Source organism: Desulfoferula mesophila (assembly GCF_037076455.1).
GTDB lineage: Bacteria > Desulfobacterota > Desulfarculia > Desulfarculales > Desulfarculaceae > Desulfoferula > Desulfoferula mesophila.
In genome coordinates this window covers 1,132,144-1,147,026 of sequence record NZ_AP028679.1, presented here as the reverse complement: position 1 = coordinate 1,147,026, position 14,883 = coordinate 1,132,144, and the positions used below count along the sequence as shown (strand labels likewise).

Annotated in this window: 15 protein-coding genes; 3 read left to right on the top strand and 12 right to left on the bottom strand. The window is 63.5% G+C overall.

What is annotated here, in order from left to right; genetic code table 11:
* Nucleotides 1-98: 98 nt before the first annotated feature.
* From AACH32_RS04970 to AACH32_RS04960, 3 genes are all read right to left on the bottom strand, one after another.
* The gene (locus AACH32_RS04970) at nt 99-1,286 is read right to left on the bottom strand and encodes a glycosyltransferase (protein ID WP_338605672.1); all 1,188 of its coding nucleotides are present in this window, start codon (nt 1,284-1,286) and stop codon (nt 99-101) included.
* Nucleotides 1,287-1,288: 2 nt separating this feature from the next.
* Complete coding sequence (glf, locus tag AACH32_RS04965; protein ID WP_338605671.1) at nt 1,289-2,455, bottom strand: UDP-galactopyranose mutase; 1,167 nt, start codon at nt 2,453-2,455, stop codon at nt 1,289-1,291.
* A 115-nt stretch (nt 2,456-2,570) separates the two neighbouring features.
* Complete coding sequence (locus AACH32_RS04960) at nt 2,571-2,744, bottom strand: rubredoxin (RefSeq protein WP_338605670.1); 174 nt, start codon at nt 2,742-2,744, stop codon at nt 2,571-2,573.
* Nucleotides 2,745-2,974: 230 nt separating this feature from the next.
* Between AACH32_RS04960 and AACH32_RS04955 the strand changes: the two genes are divergently transcribed.
* From AACH32_RS04955 to AACH32_RS04945, 3 genes are read left to right on the top strand one after another with little or no spacing between them, the layout of a single operon-like run.
* On the top strand, nt 2,975-3,910 hold the full coding sequence (locus tag AACH32_RS04955) for a sulfite exporter TauE/SafE family protein (RefSeq protein WP_338605669.1): 936 nt from the start codon (nt 2,975-2,977) through the stop codon (nt 3,908-3,910).
* Nucleotide 3,911: 1 nt separating this feature from the next.
* Nucleotides 3,912-4,715 (top strand): TIGR02186 family protein, encoded by an 804-nt coding sequence (locus tag AACH32_RS04950; RefSeq protein ID WP_338605668.1) that lies wholly within the window; start codon nt 3,912-3,914, stop codon nt 4,713-4,715.
* Nucleotides 4,715-5,221 carry a universal stress protein gene (locus AACH32_RS04945; RefSeq protein ID WP_338605667.1) on the top strand — a complete coding sequence of 169 codons (507 nt, stop codon included), beginning with the start codon at nt 4,715-4,717 and terminating at the stop codon, nt 5,219-5,221. Before AACH32_RS04950 ends, AACH32_RS04945 begins: the two co-directional genes overlap by 1 nt.
* A gap of 9 nt (nt 5,222-5,230) precedes the next feature.
* Here the strand turns inward: AACH32_RS04945 and AACH32_RS04940 are convergent, their stop codons facing one another.
* The 9 genes from AACH32_RS04940 to AACH32_RS04900 all read right to left on the bottom strand — a co-directional run bounded on the left by AACH32_RS04940 (nt 5,231) and on the right by AACH32_RS04900 (nt 14,876).
* Complete coding sequence (locus AACH32_RS04940) at nt 5,231-6,823, bottom strand: sensor histidine kinase (protein ID WP_338605666.1); 1,593 nt, start codon at nt 6,821-6,823, stop codon at nt 5,231-5,233.
* Nucleotides 6,816-7,235 (bottom strand): response regulator, encoded by a 420-nt coding sequence (locus AACH32_RS04935; RefSeq protein WP_338605665.1) that lies wholly within the window; start codon nt 7,233-7,235, stop codon nt 6,816-6,818. The genes AACH32_RS04940 and AACH32_RS04935 overlap by 8 nt, the downstream gene beginning before the upstream one ends.
* A 62-nt stretch (nt 7,236-7,297) precedes the next feature.
* Nucleotides 7,298-8,119, bottom strand: a complete 822-nt coding sequence (locus tag AACH32_RS04930; protein WP_338605664.1) for an AAA family ATPase — start codon at nt 8,117-8,119, stop codon at nt 7,298-7,300.
* 36 nt (nt 8,120-8,155) lie between these two features.
* A complete protein-coding gene (locus AACH32_RS04925; RefSeq protein ID WP_338605663.1) occupies nt 8,156-8,971 on the bottom strand; it encodes an AAA family ATPase in 816 nt (271 codons plus the stop codon).
* Between the two features lie 14 nt (nt 8,972-8,985).
* A complete protein-coding gene (locus AACH32_RS04920) occupies nt 8,986-10,797 on the bottom strand; it encodes an SLC13 family permease (protein ID WP_338605662.1) in 1,812 nt (603 codons plus the stop codon).
* Between the two features lie 58 nt (nt 10,798-10,855).
* Nucleotides 10,856-11,296 carry a universal stress protein gene (locus AACH32_RS04915; protein ID WP_338605661.1) on the bottom strand — a complete coding sequence of 147 codons (441 nt, stop codon included), beginning with the start codon at nt 11,294-11,296 and terminating at the stop codon, nt 10,856-10,858.
* A gap of 231 nt (nt 11,297-11,527) precedes the next feature.
* Nucleotides 11,528-12,910: a sigma-54-dependent transcriptional regulator gene (locus AACH32_RS04910; RefSeq protein WP_338605660.1), complete on the bottom strand. Its 1,383-nt coding sequence runs from the start codon at nt 12,908-12,910 to the stop codon at nt 11,528-11,530.
* Between the two features lie 181 nt (nt 12,911-13,091).
* Entirely contained in the window at nt 13,092-13,472 is a 381-nt protein-coding gene (locus AACH32_RS04905) for a hypothetical protein (protein WP_338605659.1), read from the bottom strand.
* A 198-nt stretch (nt 13,473-13,670) separates the two neighbouring features.
* Nucleotides 13,671-14,876 (bottom strand): ABC transporter permease, encoded by a 1,206-nt coding sequence (locus tag AACH32_RS04900; RefSeq protein ID WP_338605658.1) that lies wholly within the window; start codon nt 14,874-14,876, stop codon nt 13,671-13,673.
* Between the last annotated feature and the right edge of the window lie 7 nt (nt 14,877-14,883).

Here is a 14,883-nt window from a genome sequence, read left to right as displayed (position 1 = left end):
GTAGATAGTTACACCGGCAAATATCGGCCAAGATTAAGCCGGGTCCGTCGGAATGTCAAGCCGCCGGGCCGGGTTGCACCGTGAGGCCGGCGCAGGCCTCACCCACCCAGCCCCAGGGCCCGCGCCACCTGCTCCGCCCGGGAGCTCCAGGTCTGCCGCCGGCCGTAGGCCGTGATTTCCTGGCCGCGCGATTCCCCTGTCAGACCCTCCTGTACCTGGCGGACGAAGCTCTCGGCGTCTTGGGCCACCCGGATGGCAAAGCGGTACTGCTCCGGTATGTCCTCCAAGGGAAAGGTGGAGACGCTCTGCTTGCCGAACATGAAATACTCAAACACCTTGGCTGGGAAGGCGCGGGTCCAGGCCTCGTCCTGGCAAGAGGGGATCATGAACAGGTCGGCCTGCTGCAAATAGGCAAAAAGTTCCTCCACCGGGCGGTGACCCAGGAAATGGACGTTGGGATAACACTCCATCAATTGGCGGATGGTGGGCACAAAATGGGAATAAATGCCTCCCAGAAAGACAAAATTAACCTGCCGCAGGGCCGAAAACACCTTTTCCAACAGCTCGAAGTCGAGGCGCTCGTTCACCATGCCCGAATACAACACGCTGGGCCCGGGGGGATAGTCCGCCGGCCGGGGCACGCTGGGGTCCGGATGGAATTTGTCCGGGTCCACCCCGTTGAGCAAAATCTGCGGCTCTTGTTCCAGAAAGGTCCCTTGGGCGCCTTCGGCTATCTTGCGGCCGTTGGCGAAAACCAACTGGGCTTCGCGGCAGAATCCCCGCAGGGCGGGGACCAGATCCTCACGCGAGGTGCTCCACACCTCCTGGAAATGGGACCAGGGATCCTCCAGGTCCAAGGCGTACATGCGGGGCCGCGTCCGGCGTACAAAGGGCTGGGAGATCATGCGGCTGGAGAGCACCACCAGCTCGCGCCCCCGAAACGGCTCCTCTTGAATAAGGCGCAGCAGAAAATCCACGTAGGCCTTTTGCCGTGACGAAAGCCCTTGCGGGGAAACGTAGATCATGTCCGGCCAATGATAGGTGCGCCAGAACGGCCCCCCCACGCTCAGATGCAGGCCCGGTTGCTCCAACTGGTGGGTGCGCCGGACCAGCAATCGCTTGAAACGGCTGCCCAGGCGCCTCCCCAGGGGATAGTTGAGATAGAGCACCTGGTGGCCCAATTCGGCCAGGGCCCGGGCCAGGGGCTGGCTGCGGTTTTCCCGCTCCCAATAGCTCCAGGGGGCGAAGTAGACGACAAGCGGCCCTTTGGTTCCGGGCGCGGCCATGCTCAGGCCCTCCGCTCACGGCCCGCGCCATAGACGCCGGCCGCGAACTTGCCCTGGAAGACCCGCAGGGCCCGCTCCACCGCCTGGTCCATGTTGAGGTAGGTATAGGTGGCCAAACGCCCCAGGAAGGTGACCCCCCTCTCCTTGGCGGCCAGCCCGAGGTATTTTTGGTACAGAGCCAGGTTGGGCGGGGTGAGCACGGGATAATAGGGCTCGCGTCCCGGGGCGCACTCCTGGGGATACTCACGCATCAGGTTGGTGTGCGGGGTGTCCTGGCCCGTGGCGTGCTTGATCTCCACGATACGGGTGTAGGGCTGGGAATTGGGGTAGTTGACCTGCAGATAGGGTTGCCGAAAGCCTTGCCTGCCCAGCCGCGCCAGATCCCGCGAGGAGTAGGATTCCAGCTCGAAACGCAGCGAGCGGTATTCCAGCCGCCCCAGGCCGGTGCCGAAGTATTCGTCTATGGGCCCGGTGTAGATCAGGTGCCCGTAGGCGAAGCGGTTCCGGGCCTCCGAGAAATCCAGGCCCAGCCGCAGATCGAGGTTGTTGCCGCAGGCCTGAAGCATGCGTTGGAACAGTGCCGTGTATCCCTCTTGGGGCATGGCCTGGAAGCTGTCGTCAAAGTAGGCCTCGTCGCGGGTGGTGCGGATGGGTATGCGGCGGCAAACCGAGGGATGCAAATCCCGCGGATGCTTGTTCCACTGCTTCTGGGTGTAGCCTTTGAAGAACTTTTCGTACAGCTCCGGCCCCACCGAGGCCAGCATCGCCTCTTCGGAATTTTGGGGCTCGCCAAAGGACATCCTGCGGCGGTCCAGCCAGCCGCGGAACTCCTCCGGGCTCGATTCCCTACCGATGAGTTGCTCGAAGGTGCGCAGGTTTATGGGAAAGCTCCAGTGCCTGCCGTCGGTAAAGGAGCTGACCCGGTAGCGGATTTCGCGCCAGGTGGTGAAAGCGCTCAGATAGGCGATCGCCTCCGGATAATTGCTGCGGAAATAGTGCGGCCCGTAGAGGTGGGTCAAGACACCGTTGGCGTCGGGCGCGTCGTAACAGTTGCCCCCGATGTGTTCCCGCCGGTCTATGAGCAGGCATTTCCAACCCAGTTGGGTGCACAGCCTCTCGGCCATCACCAAACCGGAAAGGCCCGCTCCGACCACCAGGGCGTCGTACATCGGTTCTCCTTGGAAACACTACAGGGGTTGGGCCGGGCGCACACCCGCCCGTGGTAAGCCGCCCGCCGTTGCGGCGAGCGGCCGCGCCAAAGCGCGCCGCCTAAGGAGCGCGGGGTTAGTCCACTCGCTCGAAGTATTGCTTCTCCGAGCCGCACAGAGGGCAGACCCAATCCGCCGGCAGGTCGCCGAAGGCGGTGGCGGGCATCACCCCGCGCTCGTAGTCTCCCTCCGCCGGATCGTAGACGTAGCCGCAGGGGCATTCGTACTTGGCGTCGTCGTAATCGCTCATCTCCGATGTCTTCCCGCTTTAGGGTTGAGGCGGCGCCGACCAAGGCGCGCCGGATTGTCTAACTATGCCCTAAAAACGGACTCTTGCCTATAGGTTTGGTCCAAATGCGGGTGCTTTCGGGGAGAAAGCACAAAGGTGCACAAGCGCACAAGTGGCTGGCCCGCGCGTCCGGCCCATCATATAATTAGGCCAGCAAACAACCACCCCCATAGCCATTGCGGTCTTAAAACATGGACATCTACTTTCCCATCGCCGGCCTGCCTCTCAACCTGTTCATGGTCTTGGGCATCGGAGGGGTGGTGGGTTTCCTTTCGGGCCTGTTCGGCGTGGGGGGCGGCTTTCTGCTCACCCCCCTGATGATGATGGTGGGCATCCCCCCGGCGGTGGCCGCCGCCACCGGCTCCAACCAGATGGTGGGCACGGCCGCCTCGGCCGCCTTCGCCCATTGGCGCATGGGCAACGTCGACTTCAAGATGGGGGGCGTCATCCTGGCCGGCGGCCTGGTCGGCGGAACGGCGGGCGTGCAGTTGGTGGGAGAACTGCGGGCCCTGGGCAACTTCGAGTTCGTCATGAAGATCATCTACGTGATCATGCTGGGCGGCGTGGGCGGGGCCATGCTGCTGGAGAGCGTGCACTCGCTGCGCAAGGGCCGCGGGGAAGCGGCCGCCGAGCTGGCCGAGATCAGCGAGGGGCTGTGGAGCAAGCTGTGCTACAAGCTGCCCTGGCACGTCAACTTTGAGAAAAGCGGCCTGTCCACCTCGGTGCTGTTTCCGTTTTTCATCGGGGGGCTGGTGGGCCTGCTCTCCGCCCTTCTGGGCGTGGGCGGCGGCTTCATCATGGTGCCCGCCATGATCTACATCATCCGCATGCCCACCCTGGTGGCCATCGGCACCGATTTGTTTCAGATGGTCCTCTCCTCGGCCAACGTGGCCATCCAGCAGGCCTATTACAACCAGACCGTGGACGTGCTCCTGGCCCTGTTGCTGTTGGCCGCCTCCGCGGTGGGCGCCCAGCTGGGAGCCATGGTCAGCCTGCGCCTCAAGGGCGAGCACCTGCGGGTCCTCTTGGCCGCCTGCGTGTTGGCGGTGACGGTGAAGCTGTTCCTGGACTTGGCTCTCACCCCCAGCCAACCGATCTTTTTGACTCCCGTGGAATTGGGGCACTGAAATGACGCGGCGAATGAGATACGCGGGCATTTTGACGGCCGTCCTGGCCCTGCTCCTGGCCCTGCCCTTGCGCGGCGACGGCCACTCCGCGGGTAACCGGGTGGTGATGTCCAGCCACAAGAGCACCATAGACATCTCCCTGTCCTACGACGGAGACCGCATCGTCTTTTTCGGGCTAAACCCGGACCCGGAGGCCCAGTTGGTCGTGAAGCTGGTTTCCCAGGTGAAGCCGGAAGTGCTCCTTAGCGTAAAGGACCGCTTCGGGCCGGTGTGGATGGCCAAGCGTCAGTACAAGGTCGTCGGGGCGCCGCTGATGTACAAGGTCATATCCGCCGTGCCCCTGGACAAGCTGATGAGCCCCCAACAGGCCGAAAAACTGGGCTTGGGATACGCCGCGCTCATGGACAAGGTACAGATTCAACTGGTGCGCGGGGAAAAGGTGCCGGGCGAGGAACAAAAGGTGCGCCAGGCGCTTATCAGCCTCAAGGAGGCCCAGGGGCTATATCATATCTACATCCGGCCGGACCGGCTGCGCACCATAGAGCGCCAGCTCTATATGCACCATTTTTCATTTCCCCCCACCGCCACGGAGGGGGTATATGTGGCGGAGACCTACGCGCTGCACAACGGCCGGGTAGTGGGCTATGGGCGCCACCAAGTGACGATCCAAAAAGTCGGCCTGCAGGCCTGGCTGACCCAGGAGGCCCGCCAAGAGCCCCTTTTCTACGGCATCGGCGCGGTGTTGGCCTCTTGCCTGGCCGGTCTGGGCGTGGGGCTGATCTTCAAGCGGGGAGGGTCCCACTAATGCAACCCACGATAGAGAGCCGCGGAGGCCCGATAATCGCGGCCATGGACGGTTCCGAAGCCAGTTGGGACGCTTTCAACTACGCGGTGCATTTGGCGGCCCATCTGGGCCTCACGGTGGAGGTCATCACTGTGCTGGGGGGGCGCAGCGTGGGATATTTCTACGCCTTCGTGGACGAACAGCTGCTGGTGGAGCAGGCCTCCAATATCGAGGTGGTGTTCGAAAAAGCCCGCGACCTGGGACGCCAGCGGGGGGTCAAGGTGCGCACGGTGATGCGCGAGGCCGGCAAGCACCGCTCCCACCAGGCGATTTTGGAGTACCTGAAGGGCAAGGAGGAGGTGGCCATGCTGGTGGTGGGCAGCTACGGCAGGGGATACCACGACCGGCACATACTGGGCTCCACCACGGAAAAACTCATCCGCAACATCTCCCGCGACGGGCTGCCCATACCGGTGGTGGTGGTGCCCCCTTCCTTCTGTTCCTGGCCCCAGGCCTGCTCCCTTTAGAGGGTCCGCTCAGACCTGTTTTTGGTGCCCCAACTCGGCGGGTATGGTGGTCACCGGCAGCACCACGGTGAAGGTGGTGCCTTCTTTTTCCTGGCTGCTGACCATGATGCGGCCGCCGTGCTTGGCCACGATTCCCTGGGACACGCTGAGCCCCAGGCCGGTTCCCTTGCCCTTGCCCTTGGTGGTGAAGAAGGGGTCGAAGATGGAGGGCAGGATGTGGGCCGGAATGCCGGCGCCCTCGTCCATCACCTTCACGGCCAAATAGTTGGGCTCGTCGGCGGGCAGCACCAAAACCTGGATATGGCCCCCCTTGGAGGAGGCGTCGATGGCGTTGAGGATGAGGTTCAAGAAGACCTGGCGCAGCTGCTGGCTGTCGCCGTGCACCCGGGGCAGGTTGCCCGAGGCCTGAAAATCTATCTTGATGCCCGATAGCTTGATCTGGTTGCCGGCCAGGGCGATGGTCTCCTTGAGCAGCTCCGGCAGGTCCAGAGGCTCCAGCTGGCTGCCGCTTTCGCGGGCGAAGTCCAGCAGGTTGCTGATGATCTTCTTGGCCCGCTCCGCCTCGCCCACCACGTCGCCGATCATCTCCATGCGCTCGTCGTCGTCCAGATTCGCGTAGTCTTCCTGGAGCATGTGGGCGGTGAGGGTGATGTTGTTCATGGGGTTGTTGAGCTCGTGGGCCACCCCGGCGGTGAGGGTGCCCACCGCGCGCATCTTGTGCGACTGCACCAGGACCGCCTCGCGGTTTTCCAGCTCCTGGATCATGCTGTTGATGGCCAGGGCCAGCTGGGTGAACTCGTCGCTGTAGCGCCTGGTGGGGGTTATGGGGGTGAAGTCGCCAGAGGCGATACGATGGGCGTACTGGCCGAAGCGGTTGATGGAGCCCAACATGCGGCTGCCCAGCAGGTAGGCGCTCAGGGCCATGCACAAGAGCAACAGGCCCACCGAATACAACATCAACTGGCGGGAGCGGTCCAACACCTCGGCAAGGGCCGCCTTTTCCTTGCTGAGCAGCGCCAGGGCGGCGGACACCATCTGCTGTCCCTGGATGCGCACCTGGTTCTGCAACAGGCCCCGCTCGTTCTTGCCCAGGGCCCGGCCGGTCTGCTCCTGGGGGGTGAGCTTTTCCAGAAGCTGTTGGTAGCGGTGCAGGTTGGGCAGCATCTGGGCGCGCCAGCCGGGCCCCAGGATGGCGGCCAGTTCCTCTCCGTTGCGGTTGAGGATGGTTTCGGCGCTGAAGACGTTGTCCTGGGCGTCGCTCAGGTTGGTGCCGTAGAGGAAAAAGTTCTTCTCAAAGCGCCGCGCCTGCTCCACCTCCATCACATAATCGTTGACTATCTCCAGAAAGCGGACCTTGCCTTCCACGCGGTGGAAGCTGGCCACCAGGGCGATGGCAATGGCGATGGCGATGGCAAAGGCCAGCGCGTTGCCCAGAAATATCTGCAAGCGCAGGCTGAAGCGGGGACGGCTGAGCAGGGCCTTGCGGGCCTGCTCGGAATCGCGGGCCAGGCCCAGGCGCCCCTGCGCCTCCACTTCCTCGTAGCTGTTCTGCTCCATCTCGGAAGAGTTGGCGCCGTTGCCCTTGCCGGGGCTGTCAACCATTGGCCTTTTCCATCTCCACCGCTTCGAAGTCCAGGGACGACCCCAGGGCCTTGGCCGCCTTGGCGATTACCCGGCGCAGGTCGTCGGGCTTGAAGGGCTTGGCGATGAAGTCGAAGGCGCCCTTTTCCATGGCTTCGCGGGCCAGGGACATCATGGCGTAGCCGGTTATCATGATCACCTTGCTGCGGGGCCAGCGATCCCGCACGAACTCCAGCACCTGCATGCCGTCGATCTGATCCATGCGGATATCGGTGACCACCACGTCGAATTCCTTTTGGGCCATCCTGGCCAAGGCCGCCTCGGGGTCTTCGAAGACCTCCACCTCGCAGCCTATCTTGGCCAGGGCGGGCTTGAGACGCCGCCCCACGATTGGCTCGTCGTCCAGAAGCAGCACCTGCAAGTTATCTGACATTGATCCACCTCCTAAGTGACGTTGCCCCAGACGGGGCGCGCCGGTCAAGGACTTGGTCGGGCTCAGCGCGTGCTCTGGGCCGCCTGGCCCACCAGATCCCGGATTACGTGCACCTCCACGTGGCGCACGCCCGGCATCTCACCGGCGATTTGACGCACCAGCTCCTGCTTTTTGCGCTGGTCCTTTTTCAGGCTTTGGATGTAAGCGGCCACCGTCCCGTCGTTGGCCTCCACCCGCACATCCGGGAAATGCTCCATGAGCGCCAGGCGCACCTGGGCGGCCAGGGCCTTGTCCTGCATCAGCTTGCGCGAGTAGGTCATGGGCTGGAATTTGCGGTAAGCCACCGTGTCGCAGATTATATCCACCGCCTTGGCGAGCTCCAGGGTGCCCAGGCTGATGACCAGGTCGTAGAGCGAGGCGTCGGTCTGGTCCAGTTGGTAGGCGTCCTCGGACCAACGGCGCTCGTCCTTGGTTTGGCGCAACACCTGCTTGCGGGCCTTGTCCAGGGTCATGCCCTCGGCCTGGGCCAGGTCCGCGGCCCGTTGCTCGGGCTCGTTGATGATGCGCACCTTCAGGGCGTGGGACACCGCGCGCACGTACATGTGGGCGGCCAGGCCGAAGCACACCGCGTCGTCGTCCAAGAGCGCCTCCAGGCAGGCCGCCTCGATGTAGCCCAGCAGCCGCTGGCGGCGGGCCCGCCGGCTCAGCAGCCCCGGCGGGTCGTCCAGGGCCTGGATCAGCTCTTGTTCGTTAAGCTGGTGCTCCTGGGCCACCGTGTGCAGCAAATCGCGCCCCAGATAGCGGTAGCCCATGACGCCGGCCACCTTCTGGCCTATCTCGTCGCCTTGCTTGAATTCATCGGCTGATATTATGATCAACGGCATAGCTTATCCCTCTCTGGCGGCCGTGTGGGGCCGTTGTTAACACGCCTCATCCGGGAAGGGCTGGCCGGTGCGCACCTCCAGGTGGTTTATTTCGGTCACCTTCTGGGCCAGAACTTTGAGCTTTTCTTCCTTGCGGTGGGCCCGGCGGTCGTCCTGCTTTAGATAGACCAGGACATTGCCGAACTCGCTGGTCACCGCCAGGTCCAGGCAATCCTCCTCGGCCAACGCCGCCTTCACCTTACAGGCCAGGGCTATGTCCTCCATCTTTTGCTGGGCCTCGGGCGTGGTCTTGAAGCACTCGCGCCCAGCGGCCTGCACGATGAAGTCCACCGCGTCGTCCACGGTGAGCCGGTCGATGTGAATCACCAGGTCGTAGAGCGAGGCGTCCCAGGGGTCCACGCCGTAGAGGCTCTGGGTCCACTTGCGGCGCTCGGCGTCGTCCTTGAGCAAAAGGCTGCGGGCCTGGCTCTGGCTCAGGTTTTCGCGTTTCATCTCCGCGGCCACCCTGGCCTCCAGGTCGGCGATGATGCGCACCTTGACCACGTGGGGAACCCCCTTTAGCAGCAGGTGCCCGGCCAGGCCGTGGTAGACCAGGTTGTCGCTCACCGCCCGCTCGGTCAGGGCCGCCTTGATATAGGCCATGTAGCAGTACCTGCCCTGGGAGAAACGCTCCAGGATGGAGGGGGCGTCGTGAATGGCCCTTACCAGCTTGACCTCGGGGGTGTGGAATCTCTCCGACGCCTCCAGGAGCACGTCGCGGCTCACCACCTCATAGCCCATGCGCTGGGCCACCTCTTCGGCCACTTCGCGCCCCTTGCTGTAGGAGCCGCGGGATATGGTAATAATCGCCATGGTCAAGCCTCCTTCTAGTAGAACAGGTAAAGCATGGCTATCATCACCACCAGGAAGATGATGCTTACCACGGTGCCTGCTTTCATGAAATCCACGCTTTTATAACGGCCCGGACCCATGTAGAGGGCGTTGACTTGGTGGGTGGGCAGGATAAAGGAGTTGCTGGTGGCCAGGCCCACCACCAGAGCGGCCATGCGCGGGTCGGCGTTGGCCGCGATGGCCATGTTCACCACCAGAGGCACCAGAAGCACCGTGGCCCCCACGTTGGAGATGACCAGAGTGAACACGGTGGCCAGCAGCCCGATCACCGCCAGGAGCACGATGGGCTCCACGGTGCCGATGGCCCCCAGCACGGTGTGGGCGATCCAGGCGGCGGCGCCCGTCTTCTCGGTGGCGATGCCCAAGGGGATGAGCCCGGCCAGCAGGAACACGGTGCGCCAGTCCACCGCCTGGTAGGCCTCATCCACCGACAGCACTCGGGTTATGATCATGCCCAGGGCTCCCGTCATCAGACACACCGACAGCTGAATCTTGAACACTATGACCATTATAAGGGCCACGGCCAGCCAGATGCCCGCGAATACGGCCTTTTCCGGTCTTAGCTGGTCCGCGTCCAGGGGGGTGGTGAACAGCAGGTTACCCTCGGCGTGCAACAGCTCCAGGCGCTTCCAGGTGCCGTGGAGCAGCAAGGCGTCGCCCACCCTCAGCGGCAGGTCGCCCAGCTCGGCCCGGTAGACCACGCCCTGGCGGTACACCGCCAGGGGGGCCACCTGGAAGCGGTCGGCCAGGTCCACCTGGTTGAGGGTCTTGCCCGCCAGATTGGAGCGGGGCGCCACCACCGCCTCCACCGTGCCGCTGGCGTGGTCGGCCAGCTCGCCCTTGAACACCGTCAGCTCATCCTTGAGCTCCATGCCCTCTTCCGAGGCCATGCGGCGCACGTCCTTTTCCTGGCCGTAGACCACCAGATCCACCCCGGAACGGATTTCCTGCTCGGGCGCGGGCCCCATCACCTTGAAGTCCGGCGGCTCCACCACTCCCACCACGTTGACCAGGTAGCGCCGGCGCAGGGAGTCCACGGTCACCGGCTCGCGGTAATGGGTGAAGTCCTCGGGGGTGGTTAGCTCCCAGGGGCGGCCCAACTCGTCCATGACGTGGTTTTCTTCCGCCCGCTCCTCGGCGGCCGGGCCGGCCTCCTCGGTCTTGCCCCCCCCGGGCAGGATGAAACGGCCGAAGAAGACGAAACAGGCGATGCCCGCGGCCACCAGGGCCAGGCCCACCGGGGTTACGTCGAACAGGCCGAAGGGTTTGAGCTTGAAGGGAATCATCAGGTCGTTCAACAGGATCAGGGGGCTGGAGCCCACCAGGGTTACCGTGCCGCCCAGGATGGCCGAGAAGCCGATGGGCATGAGTAGCTTGCCGATAGGTATATGTAAGTTTTTGCTGATGCGCTGCACCGCCGGCAAAAACAGGGCCGCGGCCCCGATGTTTTGCATGAAGCTGGAGATGCCGGCCACGGTCAGGGATATGAAGATGATTATGCGCGACTGGCTGTTGCCCGCCACCTTGAGTATGGGCCCCACCAGCCGGTTGACCACGCCGGTCTTGTCCAGGCCCGCCCCGATGATAATCACCGCGATGATCGACACCACCGCGTTGCTGGACAGGCCGGAAAAGGCCTGGGCCGGGGTTACCAGATGCAACAGGGGCAGGGTCACCATCATCAAGATGGCCACCACGTCCACCCGCACCCATTCGACTATGAACAGGAACACCGCGACCCCGATCATCATCATGACCAGAATCATGTCAGTAGTCAGTGTAGGCATGAAAAGTCACCTTGCGCGGTTTGAATAATCGGTTTGCGCTTCCCGGCCAAAGCGTCCCTCATCCGGGCGGACGCCGGCTGCTGACGGTCCACAGGGGGCACTCCAGCGAGGCCGCGGCCGTGTTCAACCAATGGCCTCGCGACGCGCCGCCGGGCAGTTCTTCGTGGCTTCCCCAGATCAAGACCTGGAAGGGAGGGCGCTCGGCCAGGAACTTGAACAGCTCCTGCTTGGGGTCCCCCACCCGAAGCGCCGCGCTGGTGGCGATGCCCGCGCGCAAAAACTGCTCGCTCAGCTCGGCCATCTGCCGCCCCGCCCGATCGTCCAGATTGGATATAGCGCTGCGGCTGCTGCCCAGCCAGGTGCGATCCAGGGCGGACATTTCCACCAGCATCAGGAAAGAGACCTCGGCGTCCATGCGCTGGGCCAGCTCCCGGGCGTAGTAGATCGCCTGGGAGTTGACCTCTTCGTTTTCCATTACTACGAGAACGCGTTTGAACATGGACCTCGCCTTTCCCATCCCAGAGGAAAAGCAAAGGCCATACCAAACAAGGCCTTTGGGTAACCAGCTTATTTAACTAGGTTATTCAAATATAGGCGCGGCCGGAATGCGGGATCGATTTGTTGCGAATCGCAATGATATGGTGCCGAAAAGCTCATGCGAAGGCCAAAAACAGGGCCAAAGAACGCTTTGTTGCGCAAACGCAACGCGGCGTAACGCTAACGCAACGGCCTATTCCATTCCGTACTTTTTGATTTTGCGCCACAGGCTGACCCGGTCGATGCCCAGGATATCCGCCGCCCTGGTGCGCACCCCGCCGGTGAGCTCCAAAATGTGCTCGATGTAGCGGCGCTCCATCTCTTCCAGGGTGAAGGCCTCGCTGTCGGGCCGGGAAAAGCTGGCCAGTTCCACGGCGGCCAGATCGGCGGGCAGGTCGCGCTCGGTGATCATCTCCTGGCGGCACAGGGCCACCGCCCGCTCCACGATGTTGGCCAGCTCGCGCACGTTGCCCGGATAGGCGTAGCTGGTCAGCAGGTCCAGGGCCTGGGGGGAGATGCCACTCACCTGCTTGCCCATGCGCCGGTTGAACAACCCCAGGAAATAGTAGGCCAAAAGTTGCACGTCCGCGCCGCGCTCGGCCAGGCGGGGCAATACCAAGCTCACCACGTTGAGGCGAAAGTAGAGGTCCTGGCGAAAAGTGCCCTGGCTCACTTCGGCCTTCAGGTCCCGGGCGGTGGCCGCCACCACCCGCACCCGGAGGCTCACCGGCTTGGTGCCTCCCACCCGCAGAACCTCCCGCTCCTGCAGGGCGCGCAAAAGCTTAACCTGCATGGACGGGGGCATCTCGCCGATCTCGTCCAGGAAGATGGTGCCGCCCTGAGCCGCCTCCAAGAGCCCCATCTTCTCCTGCTCCGCCCCGGTAAATGCCCCCTTCTCGTGGCCGAAAAGCTCGTTCTCCATGAGCTCGGCGTTGAGCGCCGCGCAATTGAAGGCCACGAAGGGCCCGGCGGAGCAGGCGCTCTGAGCGTGGATGGCCCGGGCGGCCAGTTCCTTGCCGGTGCCGGACTCTCCCAGGATCAAAACGTTGCAATCCGTGGGGGCGATCTGGGCGATAACCTCGGCCACCCGGCGCATCTGGGGGCTGCGTCCGATGACCAGGGATCCCTCTTCGGCATGGCCCAGCGGCGCCTCCAGCCTGTGGGCGTCGTCCCTGGTCTGCTTCAGGCTCAGGGCCTCGCTGACCACCCGGCGCACCTGCTCGGGAGTGAAGGGCTTGGCCAGGAAATGATAAGCCCCCTTTTTGGTGGCCTCCACCGCTCCGTCCAGACTGGCGTAGCCGGTGATGATGATCACCTCCAGGCCCGGCGCGATGAGCTTGGCCTGGTCCAGCAGCTCCAGGCCGTCCAGGTGGGGCATGCGAAGATCGCTTAGCAGGACGTCGAAGGACTCTTGCTTCAAAAGCTCCAGGGCCCGCACCGGATTGCTGTAGGTGGAAACCTGGTAGCCCTCTTTTTCCAAAATACGGCGGAGGTTCTTGAGGGTGGTCAGCTCATCGTCCACCACCAGAACCCGGCCCTTGGATTGGGTGTCTTTGGTAGGAGGGGTCGTGGCCATGCAAATCTCCGCCGTGCGCCGAAGGATACGGGCTTGCCCCGCGGGCGCCCACCTCAATGTACCATTTCTCGGCGGCGGACTGAATCACGGTAATTACGAGTGGCGGTAGATGTCGGGCCGGGGGCGAGGCGCGGCGACAGGCCGGGGCCCGTGGGAGCGTCCCACGGGCCCCGAGCCGAAGCTATTTGGTGACGGTGAAGCCGCCGTTGCCGATGGGCGAAGAGTAATTACCGGTGATCTTGTTGTCGGTGTAGTGGCCGTCGAAGTGCACGTTTTTACCGCCGGCCTTCAGGTCGCCGATGAACATGCCGCCCTTGGCGGTGCCGGTCAGGGGGCCGCTGATGTTGCCCTTGATCGTGCCGACCAGAGTCCAGGTGCCGCTGACCTTGTCGCCGTTTTGAGTGAGATTGCCGTGCAGCTTGCCGTTTTTGATCTCGCCGTCGGGGCAGGTCCAGTTGCCGTTCCAGTTGCCGGTGAGGTTACCGGCCAGGGCCACGGAAGCGCCGGCCAAAAGAAGGGCCCCCAGGGCCGCCACGGTGAAAATCTTCAGGGATCGTTTCATGGTTTCAATCCTTTCAACGCGATAGGAACTCCAGAATTAGAGGGCAGGAGGAGAACGTTGTGATCCTCAGCTCCCCTTGCGGGGATGGTTTTTTTCCTGGGCCCGCGCCGTGCGGCCCGGCTACCCATATACCTGTTTTTATCAGGGTCTGGCAAGGATTGTTTCAAAAAAACCACAAAACCGAAGTGCGCTTTGACCTCATTGGTCCCGTAGAGCCAGGATGGGGTCCAGGCGGCTGGCCTGGCGGGCCGGGAAATAGCCGAAGGACACCCCGATGGCGCTGGAAACCCCCACCCCCAGGGTCAGACCCAAGCCGGACACGAAGAATATCCAACCGTTGACCTTGGCCAGGACATAGGCCGCGCCCACCCCCAGGGCGATGCCGATCAAACCGCCGGCCAGGCACAGGATAACCGACTCCACCAGGAACTGGGCCTTGACGTCGGCCTGCATGGCCCCCAGGGCCCGGCGCACCCCGATCTCCTTGCGGCGTTCGCTCACCGCCACCAGCATCACGTTCATAACCCCGATGCCCCCCACCAGCAGGGAGATACTCCCGATGGCCCCCAACAGCAGGGTGAACAGGCGGCTTTGCTTGGCCATCTCGGCGATCAACTGCTCGGCGCTGCGCACCTGGACGCCGGCGCCCGGCAGATCGCCCTTGAAGTAGCGCTCTATCGCGGCTTTTACCCGGTGGCGATCGGCTTTGGGTTTGAGGCGGGCCATGATCGCGTTGATGTTGCGCTCCGGCTTGAACAAAAAGGAGGTTTGCAGGGGAATCATCATTCCGGGGTTGATCTCAAAGGGCCGCATGCCGCCTTCGTCCACCCTTTTGAGCACCCCGATTATCTTGAAGCCACGGTTTTTGAAATATACCGTCTTGCCCAAGGGCTCCTTGATCCCCATGCGGGCCAGCTTGGCCGCGGCACCCGCGCCCAGCACCCCGAAAAAGGCGTAGCCGTCCAGGTCGCTGACAAAACGCCCCTTGGCCAGGGTAAGCTTGTTGATATCCGCGAAGCTGCCGGTCACCCCCAGCAAGGGCATGTCCAAGGGCTTGTCGTCCATCAAGGGACGGCCCCAGGCATTGGTGTAGGGCGCCACCGCCTCCAGCCCCGCCACCTTGCGCGACAGGCCCTGGGCCTCGGCCCAGGTGATTTGCCTGGGCTGGCTGTCGGCCTGGTTGTTGCCGCCCTGGGGGCTGCCGTAGCCGGGCTGGATGGTGATGATGTTGGTGCCCATCTGGCGGAACTGCTGTTCGGAGGTAAGCTGCACCATCTCGCCCACCGTGACCAGGGCGATCACCGAGCCTATGCCGATGACGATGCCGACAAGGGCCAAGATGGTGCGCTGCTTGGCCGCGGCCTGGCTCTTGAGGGCCTCGCGCACTATTTCACCCAGGGGCATCACGGCG

Bases quoted from the DNA above. Each gene is read 5' to 3' on its own strand.
- AACH32_RS04910 (WP_338605660.1), bottom strand. From the start codon at position 12,910: ATGGCCACGACCCCTCCTACCAAAGACACCCAATCCAAGGGCCGGGTT.
- AACH32_RS04955 (WP_338605669.1), top strand. From the start codon at position 2,975: ATGGACATCTACTTTCCCATCGCCGGCCTGCCTCTCAACCTGTTCATG.
- AACH32_RS04930 (WP_338605664.1), bottom strand. From the start codon at position 8,119: ATGCCGTTGATCATAATATCAGCCGATGAATTCAAGCAAGGCGACGAG.
- AACH32_RS04945 (WP_338605667.1), top strand. From the start codon at position 4,715: ATGCAACCCACGATAGAGAGCCGCGGAGGCCCGATAATCGCGGCCATG.
- AACH32_RS04900 (WP_338605658.1), bottom strand. From the start codon at position 14,876: ATGCCCCTGGGTGAAATAGTGCGCGAGGCCCTCAAGAGCCAGGCCGCG.
- AACH32_RS04915 (WP_338605661.1), bottom strand. From the start codon at position 11,296: ATGTTCAAACGCGTTCTCGTAGTAATGGAAAACGAAGAGGTCAACTCC.
- AACH32_RS04920 (WP_338605662.1), bottom strand. From the start codon at position 10,797: ATGCCTACACTGACTACTGACATGATTCTGGTCATGATGATGATCGGG.
- AACH32_RS04970 (WP_338605672.1), bottom strand. From the start codon at position 1,286: ATGGCCGCGCCCGGAACCAAAGGGCCGCTTGTCGTCTACTTCGCCCCC.
- AACH32_RS04935 (WP_338605665.1), bottom strand. From the start codon at position 7,235: ATGTCAGATAACTTGCAGGTGCTGCTTCTGGACGACGAGCCAATCGTG.
- glf (WP_338605671.1), bottom strand. From the start codon at position 2,455: ATGTACGACGCCCTGGTGGTCGGAGCGGGCCTTTCCGGTTTGGTGATG.
- AACH32_RS04950 (WP_338605668.1), top strand. From the start codon at position 3,912: ATGACGCGGCGAATGAGATACGCGGGCATTTTGACGGCCGTCCTGGCC.
- AACH32_RS04905 (WP_338605659.1), bottom strand. From the start codon at position 13,472: ATGAAACGATCCCTGAAGATTTTCACCGTGGCGGCCCTGGGGGCCCTT.
- AACH32_RS04960 (WP_338605670.1), bottom strand. From the start codon at position 2,744: ATGAGCGATTACGACGACGCCAAGTACGAATGCCCCTGCGGCTACGTC.
- AACH32_RS04925 (WP_338605663.1), bottom strand. From the start codon at position 8,971: ATGGCGATTATTACCATATCCCGCGGCTCCTACAGCAAGGGGCGCGAA.
- AACH32_RS04940 (WP_338605666.1), bottom strand. From the start codon at position 6,823: ATGGTTGACAGCCCCGGCAAGGGCAACGGCGCCAACTCTTCCGAGATG.